This is a genomic window from Streptomyces sp. So13.3, from assembly GCF_005860785.2.
Lineage (GTDB): Bacteria > Actinomycetota > Actinomycetes > Streptomycetales > Streptomycetaceae > Actinacidiphila > Actinacidiphila fildesensis.
In genome coordinates this window covers 9,251,180-9,268,864 of record NZ_CP048835.1, presented here as the reverse complement: position 1 = coordinate 9,268,864, position 17,685 = coordinate 9,251,180, and the positions used below count along the sequence as shown (strand labels likewise).

Here is a 17,685-nt window from a genome sequence, read left to right as displayed (position 1 = left end):
GGTGCCCCTGCCGCGTCCACCGGGCACAATCATCGCCGATGCCTCAGCTGATAGCCGACCGGTTGCTCGCCGCCGTCGAACCACTGCCCCACTCGCTCCGGTTGCGCCAGGTGGCCCGCACCTGCGCCGCCCTCGCCTCCTCCGACCTGCTGGCCCTGCTCGCCGAGCTGGACGGCCGTGGCCTGTATGAACGTCGGCTCGCCGCGCTGGCCGCCCTCGCCGGACGGCAGGCGCGCCATCTGATCGACCGGATCAACGACCCCGACCCGGTGGTGCGTCGCTACGCGCACCGAGCGATCGGGGAGCTGCCCTTCCCGGCCGACGACATCGAGTTCACGATGCTCACCGCCCCGAAAGCGGTCCGCGACGAGTTGGCCCGCGCCATTCTGCGGGCCGGGCGCACTGATGTGGCCGAGCGGTTGGTGCCCGTCATCCGCAGGCGCTGGGGCGCCGCCGAGGCGGCCCGGCTGCTGCCGGTCTGCTCGGCCGAGGTCGTCAGCGCCGAACTGCCGATGCTGGCGCACGCGATCACCTTCTCCACCTCGCTCGGTGGCCGCCACCCGGGCGCCGTGCTGGACGAGGCCGAGCGCCAACTCGCCGACCTGCCGTACGGGTTGCGGCAGGCCTTCTGGGACCGGCACGCCCGCGGCCTGGCAGCTGCCGCCACCCGCAAACCGGCCCGGGTGCTGGAGCTGCTGGAACGCCACCCCGTGCGCACCCTCCCCGATCCGCTGCGCGACCGGCTCGCCGACCTCGCCGCCGTCTCCGCCGAACGGACCGTCCGTCTGCTGCTCACGACAGACCGGCACCGCTACGACCCGCCGCTGCGGGCCAACGTGGCCCGCCGACTGGTCGCGGCCCGGCCGGACGGCCTCGCCGTGCTCGCGCACCGCCACCACAAGGACCTCCTGGCGCTGTTGCGGCAGGTACCCCCGGCCCGGCGGGCCGCCTTCTACGACGAAGGAGCGCCGCCCGGCCCGTACCGCTACTGGTGCTCCGTCGACGTCCTCACCGTGCTGCCGGCGAAAGAGCGGCACGCGCGGGCGCGGGCCCAGCTGGCAGCGGACAGCCAGAACCTCATCCCACTCGCCCTGCTGCCGGTCGCCGAGGCACGGCCGAGGCTGCTGGCCGAAACCCGCGCGGCCGATGCCTGGGACCGCGGTTGGGCCTGGGCACAGCTGGTCCACCAGGCCGAACTCTCCGGGGAGCCCGGCGCCCTCCCCGAGGCGCTCGAACTGCTCACGCGACTGCGCAACGAGCAGGACCCGGTCCGCCATGAGGTGCTGAACGCCGTCGCGGCGGTGCCGTCGAGGCTTTTCGACGACGCCACCGCCGGGCTGCTGGAACGGCTCACCGACGACGCCCTGGCGGCCCGGGACTGTTCGACGGGCACTCGCGCCGCGCTCGTCCGCCTCGCCGGGGCCGTCCTCGGCGAGCATGCAGGGGGGCCGGCCCGTGAACTGCTCGCCTGGGCCGTCCGCACCGTTGAACGGACCGACGGCGCCGGCCTCACCCTCCCGCCACGGCGCGAAAGGGCGGCGGTCGAAGAGCTGCGGGCCGCCCTGGAACGCTCGGCACGGTCCCGGGACGCCGCACTGCTGCTCGCGCTGGCCGAGACGCTCGGCGCCCGGGCACGACGAGCCCCCGACCTCGCCGAGCTTCTGGAGCGCGTCCTGCACTCGGGCGGCGACAGTGCCGTCGAACGGGCCGTTGCACTGCTGCTGCGCGATTCCGACACCAGCCCCGAACGCGTGGCCCGGCTGCTCGCGCTGAGGCCGTCGGCCATCACGCTGGCCCCGGTGCGGGCCGTAGTGACCCGGGTCCGCACCGATCTGCTCGGCCCCCTGCTTACCACTCCCTTGACCGCGGCCGACCTCGCCAACGCCGGCCGCTGGCTCCCCGCACAACAGCACCTGGCCATCGAACAGCTCGCCCGTACGGTCGACGACCCCGCACGGGCCCTGGACGAGCGCGCCGCCGCCTTGCGGGCCGCCGCCCGGATCCCTGTCCACGGCGAGGCTCTGCTGCGCCGGTACGTGGACTCCGCCGAGATCGTCCTCGCCGAGGCCGCGCTCGCCGCGCTGCCCTGGACCGAGCGCCCCGCCGGGGCGCTGCCCGACTTGGTCTCCCACGCCGCCGACGACCGAGCCCGGGTCACCCTGTACGCGGCGGGCCGCGCCGCCCGGTTCACGCCGAGCGCCGAACTCGGCCCGGGGCTGCGCCGGATCGCGCTCGATCCGGGGGCGAGGGTGACCGGCCGCAAGCAGGCCATCCGGCTCGCCGCCGAACACCTGGTCCTCGCCGACGCGGCCGTCCTGCTGCGTGAGGCGTACACCGCGCCCGAGCAGCACCATGACGTCCGCGCCGCCGTGGTGGCGACGATCAGCGAACGGATCGCCGACCTGCCGCTGTGGGACGTGCTCACCGACGCGGCTGATGGACCGCCGGGGCTGCGGACGATGCTCGTCCAGCACCTCCGCGCGCACGAGGTACCCATGGAGCACCGCCCCGCGTTCGCCGGCCTGATGGCCCGACTGGCGATTGACGACGACCTCTTCATCGGCGCATCTGCGCGAGGGCAACTCGTCTCCTGGGGTCGGTATGCGCCGGAGGAGGTGCGGGCAATCGTCCCTCTGGTAACCGACCTCACCGAGCGGGACCGCTGGGAGGGAGCAGCCCGGGTTCTGACCGGGGTGGCGCTGTCGGACGCCGCTCATCCACTCGGCGGCTGCGCGCCTGGCAGCGTCCTGGCGGACGCCCTGACCACGCTGATCGAGACCGTGCACGCCGGGGAACCGGATCTCCCTGGCCGCGACCAGCCGGCCCGGCGGCGGATCGCCGCGCTCACCGGCTCGATGTGGAGCCCGGACGCCCCCGCAGAATCCTTCCAGGCCACCCAGCGCGCGGTTGCCTCACTCCTGCTGACCGAACCCGTGCTGCTGCCCGACGCCACCCGTCGACTGGTCACGGCGCTCGACCCGGACACACCCGACCTGGGCGAGCGCCTCGCCGAGCTGGCCGTCCTGGTCGCCGATCGCCCGGCGCTGACCGTGACCACGGCCGAGTCGCTGCGCCGGTACGGCAACGGACGACGGGAGGCTCCCGAACACGTCCTGGCAGCCGCCCGCCGACTGGCCGCCGGTGACGGACTCGCTCCCGGCCTTTTCGCCGTCGCACTGACGACGGCCGGGGCGCAGCTCGGCTGGCCCACCGCCTGGCGGGAGGTGCTGCACACGCTGCGCCGTCATCCGCGGCCGGACGTCCGTGAGGCCGCACTGGCGGTATTCACCGATCCAGCGTGACCGGACCTCATGGGGTGGACGCGTTGTCCCGCGATTGACGGCACCTGGACTGCCGGCGCGCCCCGGTCCGTGGGAGCCGGGGCTGCCGGAAACCGTCAACCGCGCGGCTCCTCCGACCCGCGTCGGGCCGGTGCACGGCAGAATCGGCCAGTTCCCCGTAGGGCCGCTGCGCTCAGTCGCCCGGCCAGGTTCCGGTGACGCGGCGCCACCCGGTGGCGCCGCCTCGCTGGATGGCCGCCCGCACGACCGAGAGGATGACACCCTCGATGGCTGCGGCGGCGAGCACTTCTTTCCAGCTGTGGTCCTGCTCCAGCGGCTGCGGGGCATCCTCGCCAGGGCCGATCCGGTCCCATACCTTCCGGAAGAGCAGACCGGCCAGTGCGCCGCCCGCCATTCCGACGACGAGACCGACCGGTTTGTACACGACTTTCGCTGTCTTGGGCAAGAGGTCCTCCTTCAGCTCTCTCACGTCATGGGGTCCTTCCCCGTCCCGCATCTCGTTCTACCGATCGCGGGCCAACCGCTCGTTCCGTGGCACGACGGCGTCCCCGGGATCCGTTCGGCGGCACGCAGGAGGCGCCCGGCCATGCTCATCGGCGAGGTGGGTTTGAAGACCCGGAGCATGTTGCCGAACCGATCGGGGCGGCCGAGGTCGTGCACGAAGGCAGCGGCCGACAACGTCACCATGGCCAGGGACCAGAGCTTCATCGCCGTCGCCGTGGCCCGGCGACCGGGTGCCCCGGCAGCGAGGACCGATCCGGCACCCGCCGGCCCCCTGTGGAAGAAGGAGCCCGCGGGTGGGCTTCCACGGTACGCGGGTCGGGACGGCCCGGCGGATGGAAGCACGCGGAGACCGTTTTGCCATGCGCCCGAGCGTGGGTCTCCCATTCGTCCGCGATCGCCTCGACGATCGCCAGCCCGCGGCCCGAGGGCCTCTCCTCATCAGGGGCGCGCGGGGCCGGCAGATGGTCGGAGGAGTCGCTGACGCTGACCTGCAGGCAGCGGCTGTCCCAGGTCAGGACGAGCCGGGCGCTGCTATGAGCATGGATGTGGGCGTTGGTGACCAGTTCCGAGACTGTGAGCAGAATCGCGTCCACCGTCTCGGGCACCTCGCTGGTCCACTCCAGGGAATCGAGGTGCTCCCGGGTCCACCTCCGGCTGGCCCGCACACCCGCTGTCACGGGAAACGACCGGGCCCAGCCGGTGGCCTTGAGCGATGTCTCTCCCATTCGTAACTCCATACGTCGTCGGCTCACCGTGCCCGGCCGCACTCCGGCCGATCGGCACGTGGGACCGCCCCGAAACCCGCTCACACGGGGCTCACCGTGCGTGATTCGACTGCCTCATACCGCGTCGCACCGCCCACACGGCCACGGCCGCACCGGCGGCCGCGACGACCGTCGCGGTGGGATTGCGGCGGGCGGCCTGTGCTGCCTTTCCCGCGGTATCGCGCACCCACGCGGGTGTGTGCTCCGATACGCTGCCCGCCGCCGTGCTCGCGACCGCGATCAGCTGCTCACCGGCCTGCCAGGCCTTCTCCCGCGCGGGTTCAGGTGTCCGGTCCTGGGCGGCGTGCACAGCGCGCGAAGTCGCGTCCTGGACCCGGCCCACGGTATGGGTCACCTTCTCCCGCATGCCGTCCTTCGCGTCGGCTGCCCTTTCCCGTACCTCCGCCTGGACCTCGGCTGCCTTGCCTTGGGCGCGTGCCTTCACATTCGCCTTGGCGGCCAGAGCCTCGACCGTCTGACCGAGCTGCTCGCGGGTGTCCTCCACGCGCTCGCGCAGCTCCTCGGGGGTGGGAGTGGAGTCGTCGGTCTTCTTGTCCGTCATCGGTGCGCCCTCTCCTTGATCTCGGCCATATCGGCCTTCACACTGTCGATGGTCTGCTGTGGTGTCGGTGGGATCGCCTTGCTCACCTGTTTCTTACCTGCCACCGCTGCCACGCCCGCCACCGCGAGAAGGACGCCGGTCATGATCAGGGCCGCGGCCCAGACCGGCACGACCAGTGACAGGGCCGCGATGGCGGTGGCCGCTGCGGCCTGCAGCGCGATGAACGCCATCAGGGCAGCTCCGCTGAACAAGCCGCCGCCGATCCCGAAGCGCTTGCCTTTTCGGGTCATCTCCGCCGTGGCCAACTGGATTTCCTCCCGCACCAGCTGAGAGATCTGCTCCGAAGCCCGGGAAATCAGCTCCCCCACCGGTGCTTCGGACGCACTTTCAGCGGGTGGCCGGACGTCCGGTCCCGTCATCGGTCTTCACGCGCCTTCCGTTGTCTGGTCAGTGGACCCCATCCCGTGTCATGGGAACCCTTCCAGGCGCGCCTACCCCCGTGATGTCGACAGGAACTGCCCCATTCGGTTCTGTTGCCGTCTTCCGACGTCTCCGTGTCCCCATCCGTGCGGCGCAGCCTCACGTACCCGGCTTAGCGCCCGCTCGCGCGGGTAGTCGGCGAATGTCCACTCTCTGGAACGAGGAGAAGTTCCATGCTCATGGCGCACCCCGTCGTCCTGCGTAATCTTCTGGAGCACTACGAATCCCTAGACGCACTGGCCCATGCCGATGTGGTGGGGCCGCAGATCCGCCGCCGCCTCGAGGACGCCGCATACACGCTGTGCGTGTCCACCGGCACCCGCGACATCGACGCGGCGCTCCAGGTCGCCCGGCAGCAGCTCTCCCGTTCAGCGGCACCCGCGGCGGCTGCGGCTCCCGCCGCGGCCTCGGCCTCGGCTCGCTCCGCCGCCGCGGGACAGCGACCATGACCGCGACCGTGTGAGCAGCACGGGCAAACCGTCCGAGATGCAGTCACCCGGCGACCGGGTGAGAGTGGAACAGTCCGCCGACGTCGAGGGAGTTCGATGATGCCGGAAACCACGTATCCCACAGCGGCGCCGCCGAGGGGGCGACCGAAGCACGAGGCGGCGGCCGAAGAGTTCACACCTCGCGCCGCACGGCGGGAGACGGCTCAGCGGTTCTCCCGGCTGGTCGGGTCGCTCGCCACGGGCGAACTGGAGTTTCCGCTGCCCGGCACGGGACGTACCGCCGAGCGTTTCGCCGCGCTGTGCGCCGTCGCCGAGCAGGACCTGTCACTGGCGCGCCTCGCCGAGGGACACGCCGACGCACTGGCCGTGCTCGCCGAACTCGCGGGGCCCGCCCCGGGGCCCGCCGACCGGTGGGGTGTCTGGGCTGCCGAACCACCCGGCGAGGGCCTGACCGCGACCCGCGTCGGGGAGGGCTGGGAGCTCAACGGACTCAAGCAGTACAGCTCAGGGGCGCACAGTTGCACGCATGCGTTGGTGACGGCGACGGCCGAGGACGGCCGTCGCCTCTTCGCCGTGCGGATCAGCCCGCCGGCCTGCGAGCCCGTCGACGGCAGCTGGCAGGCCATCGGTATGGCGGGCAGTGACACTCCCGATGTCCGGTTCACAGCCGTCCCCGCCACAGCGGTCGGGGACGTCGAGGCATACCTCACCCGGCCCGGATTCCAGCACGGCGGGATCGGGGTGGCCGCCTGCTGGTACGGCGGCGCCCGCGCCGTCGTGCGAACCCTGCGGGAGGCCGCAGCAGGGCGCCCGGACCCGCACACCGACGCCCATCTGGGCCACATCGACATGCGCCTGCACGCCGTCGAAGCGGTGCTGGCGCAGGCGGCGGCCGAGATCGACCAGGACCCGATCGACCTGGGAGGGGGCGCCAGGCTGCGCAGCCTGCGCGTGCGGGCCCTGGTCGAGGACGCCTGCACCGAGGTGCTGACCCGGGTCGGGCGGGCCACCGGCGCCGGGCCGCTCTGCCATGACGTACGCCATGCCCGCAATGTCGCCGACCTCACCGTGTACATCCGCCAGCACCACGCCGAGCGCAATCTGGCCGAACTCGGAGCTCTGGTCGCACGTCCGAACGAGGCACGATGACGGCATCCGTGGGGCACTCACGGACATCGTCCGGAGGCCCGAAGGTCCTGAACGTGATCGACGCCCCGGGAACCGACGAGTCGGTGTGGAGATCCTGGCCCCGTCTGCGCTCCCTGCCGCAGCTCACCCTTCCGCGACAAGGCCGGGTCGTGGTCGTGGCGGCCCATCCTGACGACGAGGTGCTGGGATTCGGTGGCACGCTGTGTCTGTTGGCAGCGGCCGGAGTCGAGATCGTCGTCGTGTCCGTCACCGACGGAGAGCGGTCGCACCCGTCCAGCCGGGTCCGCACACCGACGCAACTGGCCGGGATCCGGGCCGCCGAGACGCTGGCTGCGCTGCGTGAACTGGGAGCAGGCGCCGCACAGGTGAGGCGGCTGGGCATCCCCGACACCGAAGTGCCCGACCATGAGGACCGGGTGACCTCGGATCTCGGTGACGTCCTTCGCGGGGCCGCGCTGTGCGTGGCTCCGTGGACCGGAGACGTGCACGCCGACCATGAGGCGACCGGTCGCGCCGCGGTGCGCGCGGCGCTCACGGCAGAGGTGCCGTGCCTGCTGTATCCGGTGTGGATGTGGCACTGGGCCCGCCCCGACGACGTCCGCGTGCCCTGGGAGCGCGCGGCCCGCATCGTCCTCCCACCGGAAGCAGCAGCCCGCAAGACAGCCGCTGTGGGGCGGTTCGTCAGTCAGATCCGTCCGCTGGGCCCGGGCTCTGACGAGGCGCCCATCCTGCCGCCTGAAGAGCTGGCCCACCATCTGCGGGACATGGAGGTGGTGTTCCGTTGAGTACCGCGGCGTCCTATTTCGATGACATGTACCGGGGATCGGACGACCCGTGGAAGCTGGCGAGCCGCTGGTACGAGCAGCGTAAGTATGACCTCACGCTGGCGGCGCTCCCCCGGGCCCGGTACCGGTCGGGCTTCGAACCCGCCTGCTCGGTCGGCGAGTTGACCACCCTGTTGGCCGATCGGTGCGATGCGCTGCTCGCCTGTGACCGGGTCGCCTCTGCGGTCGGAACGGCGCAGCGACGTACCGCCCATCTCCCTCAGGTGACGGTCCGGCAACTGGTCCTCCCCCGGCAGTGGCCGGCCGGCACCTTCGACCTCGTCGTGCTGTCGGAGCTGCTCTACTACTTCGACCCGTCCGACCTGAGTCAGCTGCTGGACCGGACGGTCGGGGCTTTGGAGCCGGCGGGCACGCTGGTGACCGTGCACTGGAACCATCCGGTGAGGGAACACCTGTGGACCGGGGTGGAACTGGCAGACGTCCTGGCCCGTGTCCCGGAACTGGCCCTCATGGCCGACCACCGCGAAGACGATTTCGTCCTCCAGGTCTTCGGCCGCCTGCAGAGCGATGGGGCCCGTCCGCCGTCGCCCGCCACGCGGGAAGGTCTGGTGTGAACGTTGAGGCGATGGCCGTCGTCGTCCCGGCCCACAACGAACAACTGCTGCTGCCTCGCGCCCTCAACGCGCTGGAAGTGGCCCGCCGTCACCCGGCACTCGCCGGAGTACGAGTGGTGACCGTGGTGGTGGCCGACTCATGCCGTGACGCCACCGCGGCCCTTGCCCGGCAGGCCGGGGCGGAGGTCGTGGCCATCACGGGCCGCAACCCCGGAGCGGCCCGGGCGGCGGGCGCGTCGCACGCCCTGGAAGCTCTCGGCACACCGGCCGCGGGAACGTGGATCGCGTCGACCGACGCCGACAGCGCGGTGCCGCCGGACTGGCTCGCCCGCCAGGCCGAATACGCGGCCCAGGGGTGGGAGGCGGTGGTCGGCACCGTGCGCGTGGAGCACTGGCCCCCCGACGCGGACGCGCTGGCCGCCCGGTTCGAGGAGCTGTACGAGGTCTCCCGCCCCCCGCACGGCCTGCCCTGGGATCATCCGCATGTCCACGGAGCCAATCTGGGCGTCGTCGCCCACAGCTATCTCCGCGTCGGGGGGTTCTCGCCGCTCGCCGTGGGCGAGGACCGGAGTCTCGTCGCCGCGCTCGAACGCGGCGGGCACCGGGTGCTGCGCACCGCGAACCTCTCCGTCGTGACCTCCGCGCGGCTGCGCGCCCGTGCCCGAGGTGGATTCGGGGACCACCTGCTCGGTCTGTCGCAGGATGCCGGCGCCACCGGCTGACGACGCCCTCGGCACCGCAGCCGAGGAGCCCTGCTCTGCCCAAGCCGTCGGGGTAGCTCGCCCGGATACGGGTAGACGCTGCTGGCACCGCTACGAAGGATGAGCGATCATGAGTGATGACGAACTGATGCGCCGCCTGCTCGGTCAGTACGGCCGGACCTTCGCGGACCGGCGACTGTTCCTGGACATCGCCCGCAATAGACAGCCAGACCGTCGTCGCCCCTCCTCGCCGTCCGGCCCCTGCCGGGCGCGCCCGTCGCCACGCCGCTCGGCTGGGACGAGATGGACGAGCTGGAGTTGACGGCCCGCCGCTGGACGAGTACCGACCTGGGCGACCGGCTCGACAGCGACCCCTGCATATGAGATCTACCGGCGCGAAGAAGGGGCAGCTGCCGTGCGTAGTGTGGGCGTCGAGGAAGAACTGCTGCTGGTGGACCCGGGCACTGGGGAGCCACGGGCCGTCGCGGAAGCGGTACTGGCCGCAGAGGTTGAGGCCGACGACGAGGCCAGGCTGGAATCAGAGCTGCAACGGGAACAGGTGGAGACCACCACGCGGCCGCAGACATCGATGAGTGATCTGGCCAGGGAACTGCGGCGCTGGCGAGCAGCGGCCTCGGAGAGGGCCCGCGAGACGGGGACGGAAGTGGCGGCCCTTGCCACATCTGTCCTGCCTGCGGATCCCTCGGTGAGTTCGGGGCGCCGCTACCATCGGTTGATCGAGAAGTTCGGTCTTACCGCGCAGGAACAGCTCACCTGTGCCTGCCATGTGCATGTGGGCGTGCAGTCGGACGAGGAAGGTGTGGCCGTCCTCGACCGGATCCGGCCCTGGCTTTCCGTCCTGCTGGCGCTGAGTGCGAATTCGCCGTTCTGGCAGGGCAATGACAGCGAGTACAGCAGCTTCCGGAATCAGGTGTGGGGGCGCTGGCCCTCGGCGGGTCCTACGGAGGAGTTCGGATCGCCGGAGCGATACCACTCTCAGGTGCGGTCTCTGCTGGGGACGGGGACGCTCCTCGACGAAGGGATGATCTACTTCGATGCTCGGCTCTCACGCACCTATCCGACCATCGAGATCAGGGTCGCCGACGTGTGCATGGACGCGGACGACGCGGTGTTGCTGGCAGCGCTCGTACGAGCTCTGGTGGAGACAGCCGCGCGCGCCTGGCGCGCAGGCGAACCGACGCGGGCGGCGCCGGTGGGTCTGTTGCGACTCGCGTCGTGGCGGGCCGCCAGATCGGGGGTCTCCGACCAACTCGTCCATCCCCTCATCTGGACTCCGGCCCCTGTCGAGACGGTGATCAACACACTGGTGGAGCACACCACCGAAGCGCTGCTGGACGCCGACGATCTGTCCCTGGTCAAGGAGTCGCTGAGTCAGCTGATGGGACGCGGCGGCGGGGCCGGGCTCCAGCGCGACACATACGCCCGCACCGGCGATCTACGGTCCGTCGTCACCGACGCCATTGCCCGCACCAAACGCTGACTGCGACCCCTCGCCGTAAGCGGATCCAGATGCAGGATCGGTGCCTACCTCCTTGAGACAGCTGTTGATGTGACCTCGTGCCAGCAGTGACGGTCCCAGCTGCCAAGTCCCCCATTGCGCGGGCGCGTCAGCTCGCCGACGGCTCGGCCGTATCGGCGGCCCCGCGTCGTCAGGCCGCGGTGGTCATCTGTCGCGTGGACGTACCGCAGTGGCAGCTCGCGACGCGCAGCGCGTCGGCGATGTTCCGGGTGCCGGTGGAGACGCACAGCGTGTAGGCGCTGTCTTCCAGCTGGCGGCGTTCTTCGGACGTCATAGCCCCCGCGCTTTCGAGCGCCCGCAGTTGGTCGTAGCGGTCGATCAGCAACTGAAGCGTGGCGGGGCGAGGCATCAGCATGACGGTGTCTCCTTCGGCGCCGAGTTCTTCGCTCGTCAGGTGCCCCGGCTCGGGCGTGGGCGGGGGAAGATCCAGAGCGGCATGGCCCTGTCGCCGCGTGAAAGCCGCCAGGCGGCGGTTTCGGTGATCACGCATGTTCCCCATCGCTTCTACCCAGCCCTCGGGGCGCCCCACAGCCCTGGGCGGGGGTCCCTGACACAGAACGGTAGCGGCGAGATTCGAGATTGTCTATTGTGGTCACAACAGTTTTTTGTCCGTCGCTGGAACAGTGTCCCGGCAGGACGCGAGTGACACCGGTGGGCTGCAGTTCTCTCGCCCTGCCGGGCGGGAGGTACGTGGGGCTCGGTGCCGAGCCGACCGACAGGGTGAGGAGCAGTCATGACGATCACCGCGGCAGCACAGACCACCATCACCGCTCCGGCCCCGCCCCCTGTGTCGCTGCCGTGGATCGAGAACCCGGGCGAGGTCGCCCCGGCCGACGCACGGGAGCTGTCGAAGCTGTTCTTCGACCGCCTGCGGACACTCGAGGAAGGCATGCGGGAGTACCAGTACGCCCGTAACACCCTCATCGAGCTGAACATGGCCGTGGTCACGTTCGTCGCACGGCGCTTCCGCAACCGCCCGGAACCGCGTGAGGACATCATCCAGGTCGGCACGATCGGCCTGATCAAGGCCATCGACCGGTTCGAGCTGAGCCGCGAGGTCGAGTTCACGACCTTCGCCATCCCCTACATCTCCGGCGAGATCAAGCGGTTCTTCCGCGACACCAGCTGGGCCGTCCACGTCCCGCGCCGTCTCCAGGAACTTCGGCTCGAGCTCGCGAAGGCCGCCGAGACCCTGTCCGACCGGCTGGAGCGGGACCCGACCGTCCCGGAACTCGCGGCATTCCTGGAGATCACGCCGGAGGAGGCCACCGAGGGCCTGGTCGCGTCGAACGGCTACACCGCCGGGACCCTCGACCTGCCCGTCGGCGGCGATGACAGCAGCGACAACACCAGCATCCTGGCCGACCGGTTCGGTGACGTCGACCCGGCTCTGGAGGGGGTGGAGAACCTCCTCGCCCTCAAGCCGCTGATCGCCGCTCTGCCCGAACGCGACCGCGCGATCCTGAACATGCGCTTCGGCCAGGAAATGACCCAAGCCCAGATCGGCGCCGAACTCGGCGTGAGTCAGATGCACGTCTCCCGCCTGCTGAACCGCACCCTCACCCACCTGCGCAACCACCTGGCCGCCTGACCGCCTCTGCCTGAGCAGCCAGCCGTGGCTGAGCGGGTACGCCTCACCCCGGCGTCGGAGGTGTTGGCACAGACGGCGTGATCAGCCCGCTGACGCTTGGCCCCAAGACGCCCGCCCTGTCTCCCCAGACCTGGGGTCTGGGGAGACAGGGCGTCTTGGGGCGATGCGACCGGCTCTCAGGCCCGGTGGGTACCGTAGTAGCCCTCAACCTGCTGGTGATAGCCCAGGTCGCCGGCGTGCTTGTCCTTGTCGAACTCCGGAGAGTTCTTGATCTCGTCCTTGTCGCGGGCGACGTAGATCTTCCGCTCGGCGATGTCGATGGACTGGATCGTCCCCGCCGGGAGCAGGACGTGCTTGCCGAAGATCCACACTCCGGTGTCGACAACGATGTACGCGGAGCCGACTTCATCGGAGTGCTTGTCGACCTTGCCGATGCTGCCGTTGGTCGCCTCGACCTTGAACCCGGTCAGATCCGTACCGGCCTGGTAACCCGAAGCTGCCGGGTATCCCCACATGTTGTCAGTCACAAGAAACCCTTCCGTCGTCGTGCAGTGGTGCGAGAGATCCCTTCCGGCTATTCGGTGGGAAACCCTCAAAAGTCGCCTTCCCTGCAACCTCCGACCAACACGCGTTTCCTCCATCGCCGGACAATATGGCGTGGATCGCGTGCATCAGACGGCGGTCCGCGAAGATACGGCGGGAGGAAGGCGTTGAAGCCCTTCCGGCCGCGCGAAGGCCGCAGTCGTGGATGGCTGCAGGGGATCACGTCGCATCAAGTCAGTGCTTGAAGGCGTCCTTGATGTGCTCGCCGGCCTGCTTCACATCGCCCTTGGCCTGGTCGGCCTTGCCTTCGGCTTCGAGGCGCTCGTTGCCCACAGTCTTACCGGCGGCTTCCTTGACCTTGCCTTTTGCCTTGTCCGCGGTGTTCTCGGCCTTGTCTTCGGCACCCATGGTTCCTCCAAGATCTGTGCGGATGATGCACCTGGCCGCCTACCCAGGTCGGCCACGTCAATACCCGGCAATTTCGGACACATGAGGAATCACCCGGCGCTCCGCCCCGGCGACGAAGGGTGCCCTCCGATTGGCGGAAAATTGTGTGACTGCGGAATCCATCCCGGGGTATCCGCTGGTCAGGAGGTTGATAACCATGGGTCCACTGCTTCTGGTTCTACTGCTCGCCCTGATTCTGTTCGGCGCCGGGTTCGCGCTGAAGATCCTGTGGTGGGTCGCCGTCGTCGTACTGGTGGTCTGGCTGCTGGGCTTCGTCATGCGCGGCACGGGTGCCTCCGGCAGCCGCGGTCGCTGGTACCGCTGGTAGGCGGCCGCATCGCACGTCATCGTCAGGCCCCGGCCCCGCCGGGGCCTGACGCATATCAACACCGCGCGAGCACGCGAATCAGCGGCACGCTGCCCGACCGGACACGAATCCGGCGGTCCGGCTTCGGGTAGACGTGAGCTAGCGGGGGCGGGCGGGGCGTCGATTCTCGCGGGCAGCCGGTCCACTCCGGCCACCGCCCTGGACGTCCGGGTCGTACTCCGGCGCGTTCTTGATCTGCCCTTGGTCAGGCCGATGTAGATCATCTCGTCATCGTGGTCTACCCGCCGTGCGGTGCCGCGGGTAGCACGACGTACTTGCCGATCAGCCAGGGCTTGGTGTTCACCACTGGATACGCGCCACCGACCTCGTGAGAGGCACTGTCAATCTTCCCGATGTGACCATCGGTCGCTTCGACCTGGTAGCCGATCAGGTCGGTACCGGCCTCATAGCGCGCATCGGCGGAGTACTCCCAGATCTCTGACATGACGCGCTTCCTCCGGGGGAGATCTCCGGTTGAAGGCGGTGCGTACGGGATCGGCGCTCAGGTGTGGAGGAGGCTGTTGTCTCCGTCGTACCCGTCGGCAGCTTCATCGTTGAACCAGTGGTCGCCTTCCGCGAGATACCGGAAACGCACTCGCCTCGCGGTGGGCATCTTCACCGTGACCGCCCGCGTGCCGTCGAGACGCTCCTCCAGCGGATGGACGCCCGGCTGCCAGCCATTGAAATCACCCACCACGCTCACCGCACCTCTCGGCTCCTCAGCAGGCAGCACGAACGTGACTTCAAGAGCGTTCTTACGCTGGGTGCGCTCCAACACGGCATGGCTCCTTCTCAGAGGGGGAACATCCACAGACATCCTCATCGCCGAACAGCCCAGCCACCGGCCCAGCACGGCCTGCGGCGCCCCAAACCCACCCCATCGGCGCACAGCCACCAACCATCCCCACAAGCGTCGGGGGACATCGCCATGGGAGCAGGACCAGCCCATCAGCCCCGCGGCGCGGCGAGCCAGAGGGGAGCCGATGCTCTGCGGGGCCGGGCAGGCGCTGCCGGATGCCATCGAACGGGGCTTGCGGAGCAGCCGAGTTGGCACCGACGGCCGCTCCGCTCACCGGTTGCCAACACGTCGCCGAGGCGACTCCCACCAGCACTGTTGCGCCATTCCGGTGGATCGAATGGACCAGCCGGTGGAATCCCTCACCTCGCCGCATGAGTGGGAGCGCACTCACCTGCCGGAAGTGTGCGGAACGACGGTGAACAGCCCCCCGTCGGGGTCACGCAACGTTGCCTGTCCCTGACCGGGCGTGGGAGAGTGCGGAACGGCGGTTCCGCCGAGTTCGAGGGCTGCCCGCACGCACGCTTTCACATCAGCCACGGGGAAGTGCACCTGCCATCGGGGACGCCTCGCAGGGTCCGGCGCCACCTCGACAGCGCCGGAATTCAACCGGGCCATCACATGCCCCGCGCTGCGCAGCACCACTTCCTGGTCCTCGTAGGCGACCTCGCAGCACCCGGGGCGTTCGCACGCCCAGTCCAGGACCTCGCCGTAGAAGATGGCTGCGTCGAATGCATTGCGGGTCCACAGTCGCAACCACGCCGGTGCTTGTCGCCGCCATGCATCCCACTGGGACAACAACTGCCCTTCCCAGATGCCGAAGACGGCGCCGTCCCGGTCCGCGGCCAGTGCCCCGCGGCCGTCCCCGAGGCTCAGCGGCCCAACCGCGACCGTACCGCTGCGCTCCCGGATCCGCGCCGCGGTCACGTCCGCGTCCGCTACCGCGAAGTAGGGGGTCCATGCCACGGCCACCTGCAACGCAGGCGCCAGAGCACCGATGCCCGCAACGGGCGACCCGTTCACGAGCGCCACACTGAACGCGTCACCCAGTCCGCCGGGCCGAAACTCCCAGCCCAGCACCGCTCCGTAGAACCGCTGCGCGCTCTCCAGATCGCGGGCCATCAGACTGATCCAGCACGGTGCGCCGAAGACGTCGCTGCCGGTGGTTCCTGCGGTGGGCCCCGCAGCTTCTTTGTTCTCCATCGCTGACATCTCGTCCGTCCCGGGTTTCCGGCCGCATCGTGAACGTGAGGGCGCCGCTCCCATTGTCCTCTTGCCGCTTCAACGCGCAGGTCGCCGATCGGATGCGGGCGGCCGTACGACCGCCGGTGCCGGGCTTTCCACGCACCTGCTCAGGAGCAGGTCCACCGCCGGCACTCGCGATCTCGCGTGTTTCACACCACTGTCCCGTGCCCGCTCAACGCCGGGAATCGTGCTGTCCGGCAATCCACGGGCGTCGGGTGTCATCAGTGGTGAGCGAGGAAGTCCCGCAACTCGCGATGACGACGCCGGCATCGCGCCCCAGACCCGCCTCGGAGCACCACCCCAGGAACAGGCCCAGCCGCCACGGCAACCACTGCCCTGAAACTCCGTCGGCCGCCCCGTGGGCTCGGCGCCTTCCTCGGGGCAGCGGCTCTCCCATACGTCAGGGCCGTTGCCACGCCACTCCACGATCGTGGGATCGCGTAAGCACGTGGTCGCCCTGGGGTTCGATCTGCAGGTGGTCAGCCATGGCAAACCCCTACCCGCTACGCCGCGGCGAACACGGAGACCAGTGCTTCGCCGAAGGCGGGCAGGTCATCGGGTTTACGGCTGGTCACCAGCACATTGGGTCCGGCAGTGCAGATCTGGACCTGTCGGTCGACCCACTGCGCGCCGGCGTTGACCAGGTCGGTGCGAAGGCTCGGCCATGAGGTCAGGCTCCGCCCGCCGACCGCATCGGCCTCGATCAAGATCCAAGGGGCGTGGCAGATCGCAGCTACAGGCTTCCCGGCGCCGAAGAAGGCCCTGACGAAATCCACCGCAGCGGAATGCATCCGTAGCGCGTCGGGATTGGCCACGCCGCCTGGCAGTACCAGAGCGTCGTATTCGTCGGCCGAGACACCGTCGACCACATCGTCGACTTCGAAGGTGTCACCGTGGTCCAGATGGTTGAATGCCTGGACCCAACCGCTCTGGGTGGACACCAAGCGCGGCATGCCTCCCGCCTCGAGAACGGCCTGCCAGGGCTGGGTCAGTTCCACCTGCTCGACGCCCTCGGGTGCAACCAGGAACGCAATGGTCTTTCCCTGCAAGGTGACCATGAGGCGACCTCTCTTCGTACGCGGAGTCGGAAAGCGCCTTGGAATCAGCGGAACGCCTCCCCGGCCGCACAGTCCCCAACAGCATCAAGGCTTTCACACTCTCAACGCCCCCGCGCTCCACGAATCCGGACGCCGCCCACCGCGGCGTGCCAACGCAGCAGCGACGTGAGCGGCCCGCTGGTCGTTGCAAGGGCAGTGTCGTGAACCCGCACAGCTGGAAGCACCGCCGTCTGCGACAGCGTGGTGCATACCGGCCGCCCGGCTCCGCGTTTCGGCCCGGTCAGCTATCGAACTGAGCTGGGTGCGGATCCTTTCGAGGGAGGGCCCCGATACAGTGGACCTTCGTGAAATACGCTGAAGAGGCAGGCCGGATCTGGCGGACCTACGTCCCCAAGCGGGGGCAGGCGGACACCGTTCAGGGTGAACTGATTCGAGCCGTGGAGAAGCTGCGCGACGAGGCCGTTCGCAACGGCAACATCAACTGGGACGACAGCTTCGAGCGGCTGGTGCTCTTCCTCCAGCGCACTTTGAGCGACTCGCAGGTGTTCGATACCTCCGCATCGCAGGAGATCGCTGACGATCTAACCCTCATCAGCGATCCCGGCGTACCCGCCGACGACGGGCCGTTCGATCGTCTGACCGACTGCCTTGTGGTCTGGTGCAGAGAGCATCCCGATCCAGTCGCTCGTTCGCACGACCCGGACCTGCGCCGGTAGCCGCTCAGGTCCCGGATGAACTCAGCTCTTCTGCAGGGTGTCAGCCCGCGAAGTTGTGCGTTGATCTGTTGT

At 69.7% G+C, this 17,685-nt stretch carries 21 protein-coding genes and 1 pseudogene; 10 read left to right on the top strand and 12 right to left on the bottom strand.

Annotated elements, in window-relative coordinates; all coding sequences use genetic code 11:
• Positions 1–38: 38 nt before the first annotated feature.
• A complete protein-coding gene (locus C8250_RS41460; protein WP_138355304.1) occupies positions 39–3,302 on the top strand; it encodes a hypothetical protein in 3,264 nt (1,087 codons plus the stop codon).
• Positions 3,303–3,474: 172 nt separating this feature from the next.
• Here the strand turns inward: C8250_RS41460 and C8250_RS41455 are convergent, their stop codons facing one another.
• From C8250_RS41455 to C8250_RS41435, 5 genes and pseudogenes are all read right to left on the bottom strand, one after another.
• Entirely contained in the window at positions 3,475–3,747 is a 273-nt protein-coding gene (locus C8250_RS41455) for a DUF4235 domain-containing protein (protein WP_274599418.1), read from the bottom strand.
• Between the two features lie 140 nt (positions 3,748–3,887).
• Positions 3,888–4,097 (bottom strand): annotated as a pseudogene (locus tag C8250_RS44240) (polysulfide reductase); the annotation flags it as partial.
• Positions 4,007–4,531 (bottom strand): ATP-binding protein, encoded by a 525-nt coding sequence (locus C8250_RS41445; RefSeq protein ID WP_244809732.1) that lies wholly within the window; start codon positions 4,529–4,531, stop codon positions 4,007–4,009. The pseudogene C8250_RS44240 and the gene C8250_RS41445, both read right to left, overlap by 91 nt.
• 91 nt (positions 4,532–4,622) lie before the next feature.
• A complete protein-coding gene (locus tag C8250_RS41440) occupies positions 4,623–5,132 on the bottom strand; it encodes a DUF3618 domain-containing protein (RefSeq protein ID WP_138355301.1) in 510 nt (169 codons plus the stop codon).
• Positions 5,129–5,551 carry a phage holin family protein gene (locus C8250_RS41435; RefSeq protein ID WP_138355300.1) on the bottom strand — a complete coding sequence of 141 codons (423 nt, stop codon included), beginning with the start codon at positions 5,549–5,551 and terminating at the stop codon, positions 5,129–5,131. The genes C8250_RS41440 and C8250_RS41435 overlap by 4 nt, the downstream gene beginning before the upstream one ends.
• 234 nt (positions 5,552–5,785) lie before the next feature.
• Between C8250_RS41435 and C8250_RS41430 the strand changes: the two genes are divergently transcribed.
• The 6 genes from C8250_RS41430 (at position 5,786) to C8250_RS41405 (ending at position 10,811) form a co-directional block, all read left to right on the top strand.
• Positions 5,786–6,061 carry a DUF5133 domain-containing protein gene (locus C8250_RS41430; protein WP_138355299.1) on the top strand — a complete coding sequence of 92 codons (276 nt, stop codon included), beginning with the start codon at positions 5,786–5,788 and terminating at the stop codon, positions 6,059–6,061.
• 99 nt (positions 6,062–6,160) lie between these two features.
• A complete protein-coding gene (locus C8250_RS41425) occupies positions 6,161–7,210 on the top strand; it encodes an acyl-CoA dehydrogenase (protein ID WP_138355298.1) in 1,050 nt (349 codons plus the stop codon).
• Complete coding sequence (locus C8250_RS41420) at positions 7,207–7,995, top strand: PIG-L family deacetylase (protein ID WP_138355297.1); 789 nt, start codon at positions 7,207–7,209, stop codon at positions 7,993–7,995. Before C8250_RS41425 ends, C8250_RS41420 begins: the two co-directional genes overlap by 4 nt.
• The gene (locus C8250_RS41415; protein WP_138355296.1) at positions 7,992–8,609 is read left to right on the top strand and encodes an SAM-dependent methyltransferase; all 618 of its coding nucleotides are present in this window, start codon (positions 7,992–7,994) and stop codon (positions 8,607–8,609) included. Before C8250_RS41420 ends, C8250_RS41415 begins: the two co-directional genes overlap by 4 nt.
• Positions 8,606–9,331, top strand: coding sequence for a glycosyltransferase (locus tag C8250_RS41410; protein WP_244809730.1), 726 nt, complete (start codon positions 8,606–8,608; stop codon positions 9,329–9,331). Before C8250_RS41415 ends, C8250_RS41410 begins: the two co-directional genes overlap by 4 nt.
• A gap of 394 nt (positions 9,332–9,725) precedes the next feature.
• Positions 9,726–10,811, top strand: coding sequence for a glutamate--cysteine ligase (locus C8250_RS41405; protein ID WP_138355295.1), 1,086 nt, complete (start codon positions 9,726–9,728; stop codon positions 10,809–10,811).
• 169 nt (positions 10,812–10,980) lie between these two features.
• On the opposite strand, the gene C8250_RS44235 is transcribed toward C8250_RS41405, so the two are convergent.
• The gene (locus C8250_RS44235; protein WP_244809728.1) at positions 10,981–11,340 is read right to left on the bottom strand and encodes a DUF5133 domain-containing protein; all 360 of its coding nucleotides are present in this window, start codon (positions 11,338–11,340) and stop codon (positions 10,981–10,983) included.
• Positions 11,341–11,583: 243 nt separating this feature from the next.
• Between C8250_RS44235 and C8250_RS41395 the strand changes: the two genes are divergently transcribed.
• A complete protein-coding gene (locus tag C8250_RS41395) occupies positions 11,584–12,441 on the top strand; it encodes an RNA polymerase sigma factor SigF (RefSeq protein ID WP_138355293.1) in 858 nt (285 codons plus the stop codon).
• A 176-nt stretch (positions 12,442–12,617) separates the two neighbouring features.
• On the opposite strand, the gene C8250_RS41390 is transcribed toward C8250_RS41395, so the two are convergent.
• Complete coding sequence (locus C8250_RS41390; RefSeq protein WP_138355292.1) at positions 12,618–12,968, bottom strand: PRC-barrel domain-containing protein; 351 nt, start codon at positions 12,966–12,968, stop codon at positions 12,618–12,620.
• Positions 12,969–13,218: 250 nt separating this feature from the next.
• Complete coding sequence (locus C8250_RS41385; protein WP_138355291.1) at positions 13,219–13,392, bottom strand: CsbD family protein; 174 nt, start codon at positions 13,390–13,392, stop codon at positions 13,219–13,221.
• Between the two features lie 196 nt (positions 13,393–13,588).
• Between C8250_RS41385 and C8250_RS41380 the strand changes: the two genes are divergently transcribed.
• Positions 13,589–13,759, top strand: coding sequence for a hydrophobic protein (locus tag C8250_RS41380; RefSeq protein WP_138355290.1), 171 nt, complete (start codon positions 13,589–13,591; stop codon positions 13,757–13,759).
• A gap of 277 nt (positions 13,760–14,036) precedes the next feature.
• On the opposite strand, the gene C8250_RS41375 is transcribed toward C8250_RS41380, so the two are convergent.
• From C8250_RS41375 to C8250_RS41360, 4 genes are all read right to left on the bottom strand, one after another.
• Positions 14,037–14,243, bottom strand: a complete 207-nt coding sequence (locus C8250_RS41375) for a hypothetical protein (RefSeq protein WP_187145198.1) — start codon at positions 14,241–14,243, stop codon at positions 14,037–14,039.
• A 57-nt stretch (positions 14,244–14,300) separates the two neighbouring features.
• A complete protein-coding gene (locus C8250_RS41370; RefSeq protein WP_138355289.1) occupies positions 14,301–14,576 on the bottom strand; it encodes an isoamylase early set domain-containing protein in 276 nt (91 codons plus the stop codon).
• Between the two features lie 408 nt (positions 14,577–14,984).
• Positions 14,985–15,797: a VOC family protein gene (locus tag C8250_RS41365; RefSeq protein WP_138355288.1), complete on the bottom strand. Its 813-nt coding sequence runs from the start codon at positions 15,795–15,797 to the stop codon at positions 14,985–14,987.
• A gap of 545 nt (positions 15,798–16,342) precedes the next feature.
• On the bottom strand, positions 16,343–16,897 hold the full coding sequence (locus tag C8250_RS41360; protein ID WP_138355287.1) for a type 1 glutamine amidotransferase domain-containing protein: 555 nt from the start codon (positions 16,895–16,897) through the stop codon (positions 16,343–16,345).
• 344 nt (positions 16,898–17,241) lie between these two features.
• Between C8250_RS41360 and C8250_RS41355 the strand changes: the two genes are divergently transcribed.
• The gene (locus tag C8250_RS41355) at positions 17,242–17,613 is read left to right on the top strand and encodes a hypothetical protein (RefSeq protein WP_138359601.1); all 372 of its coding nucleotides are present in this window, start codon (positions 17,242–17,244) and stop codon (positions 17,611–17,613) included.
• Positions 17,614–17,685 lie beyond the last annotated feature (72 nt).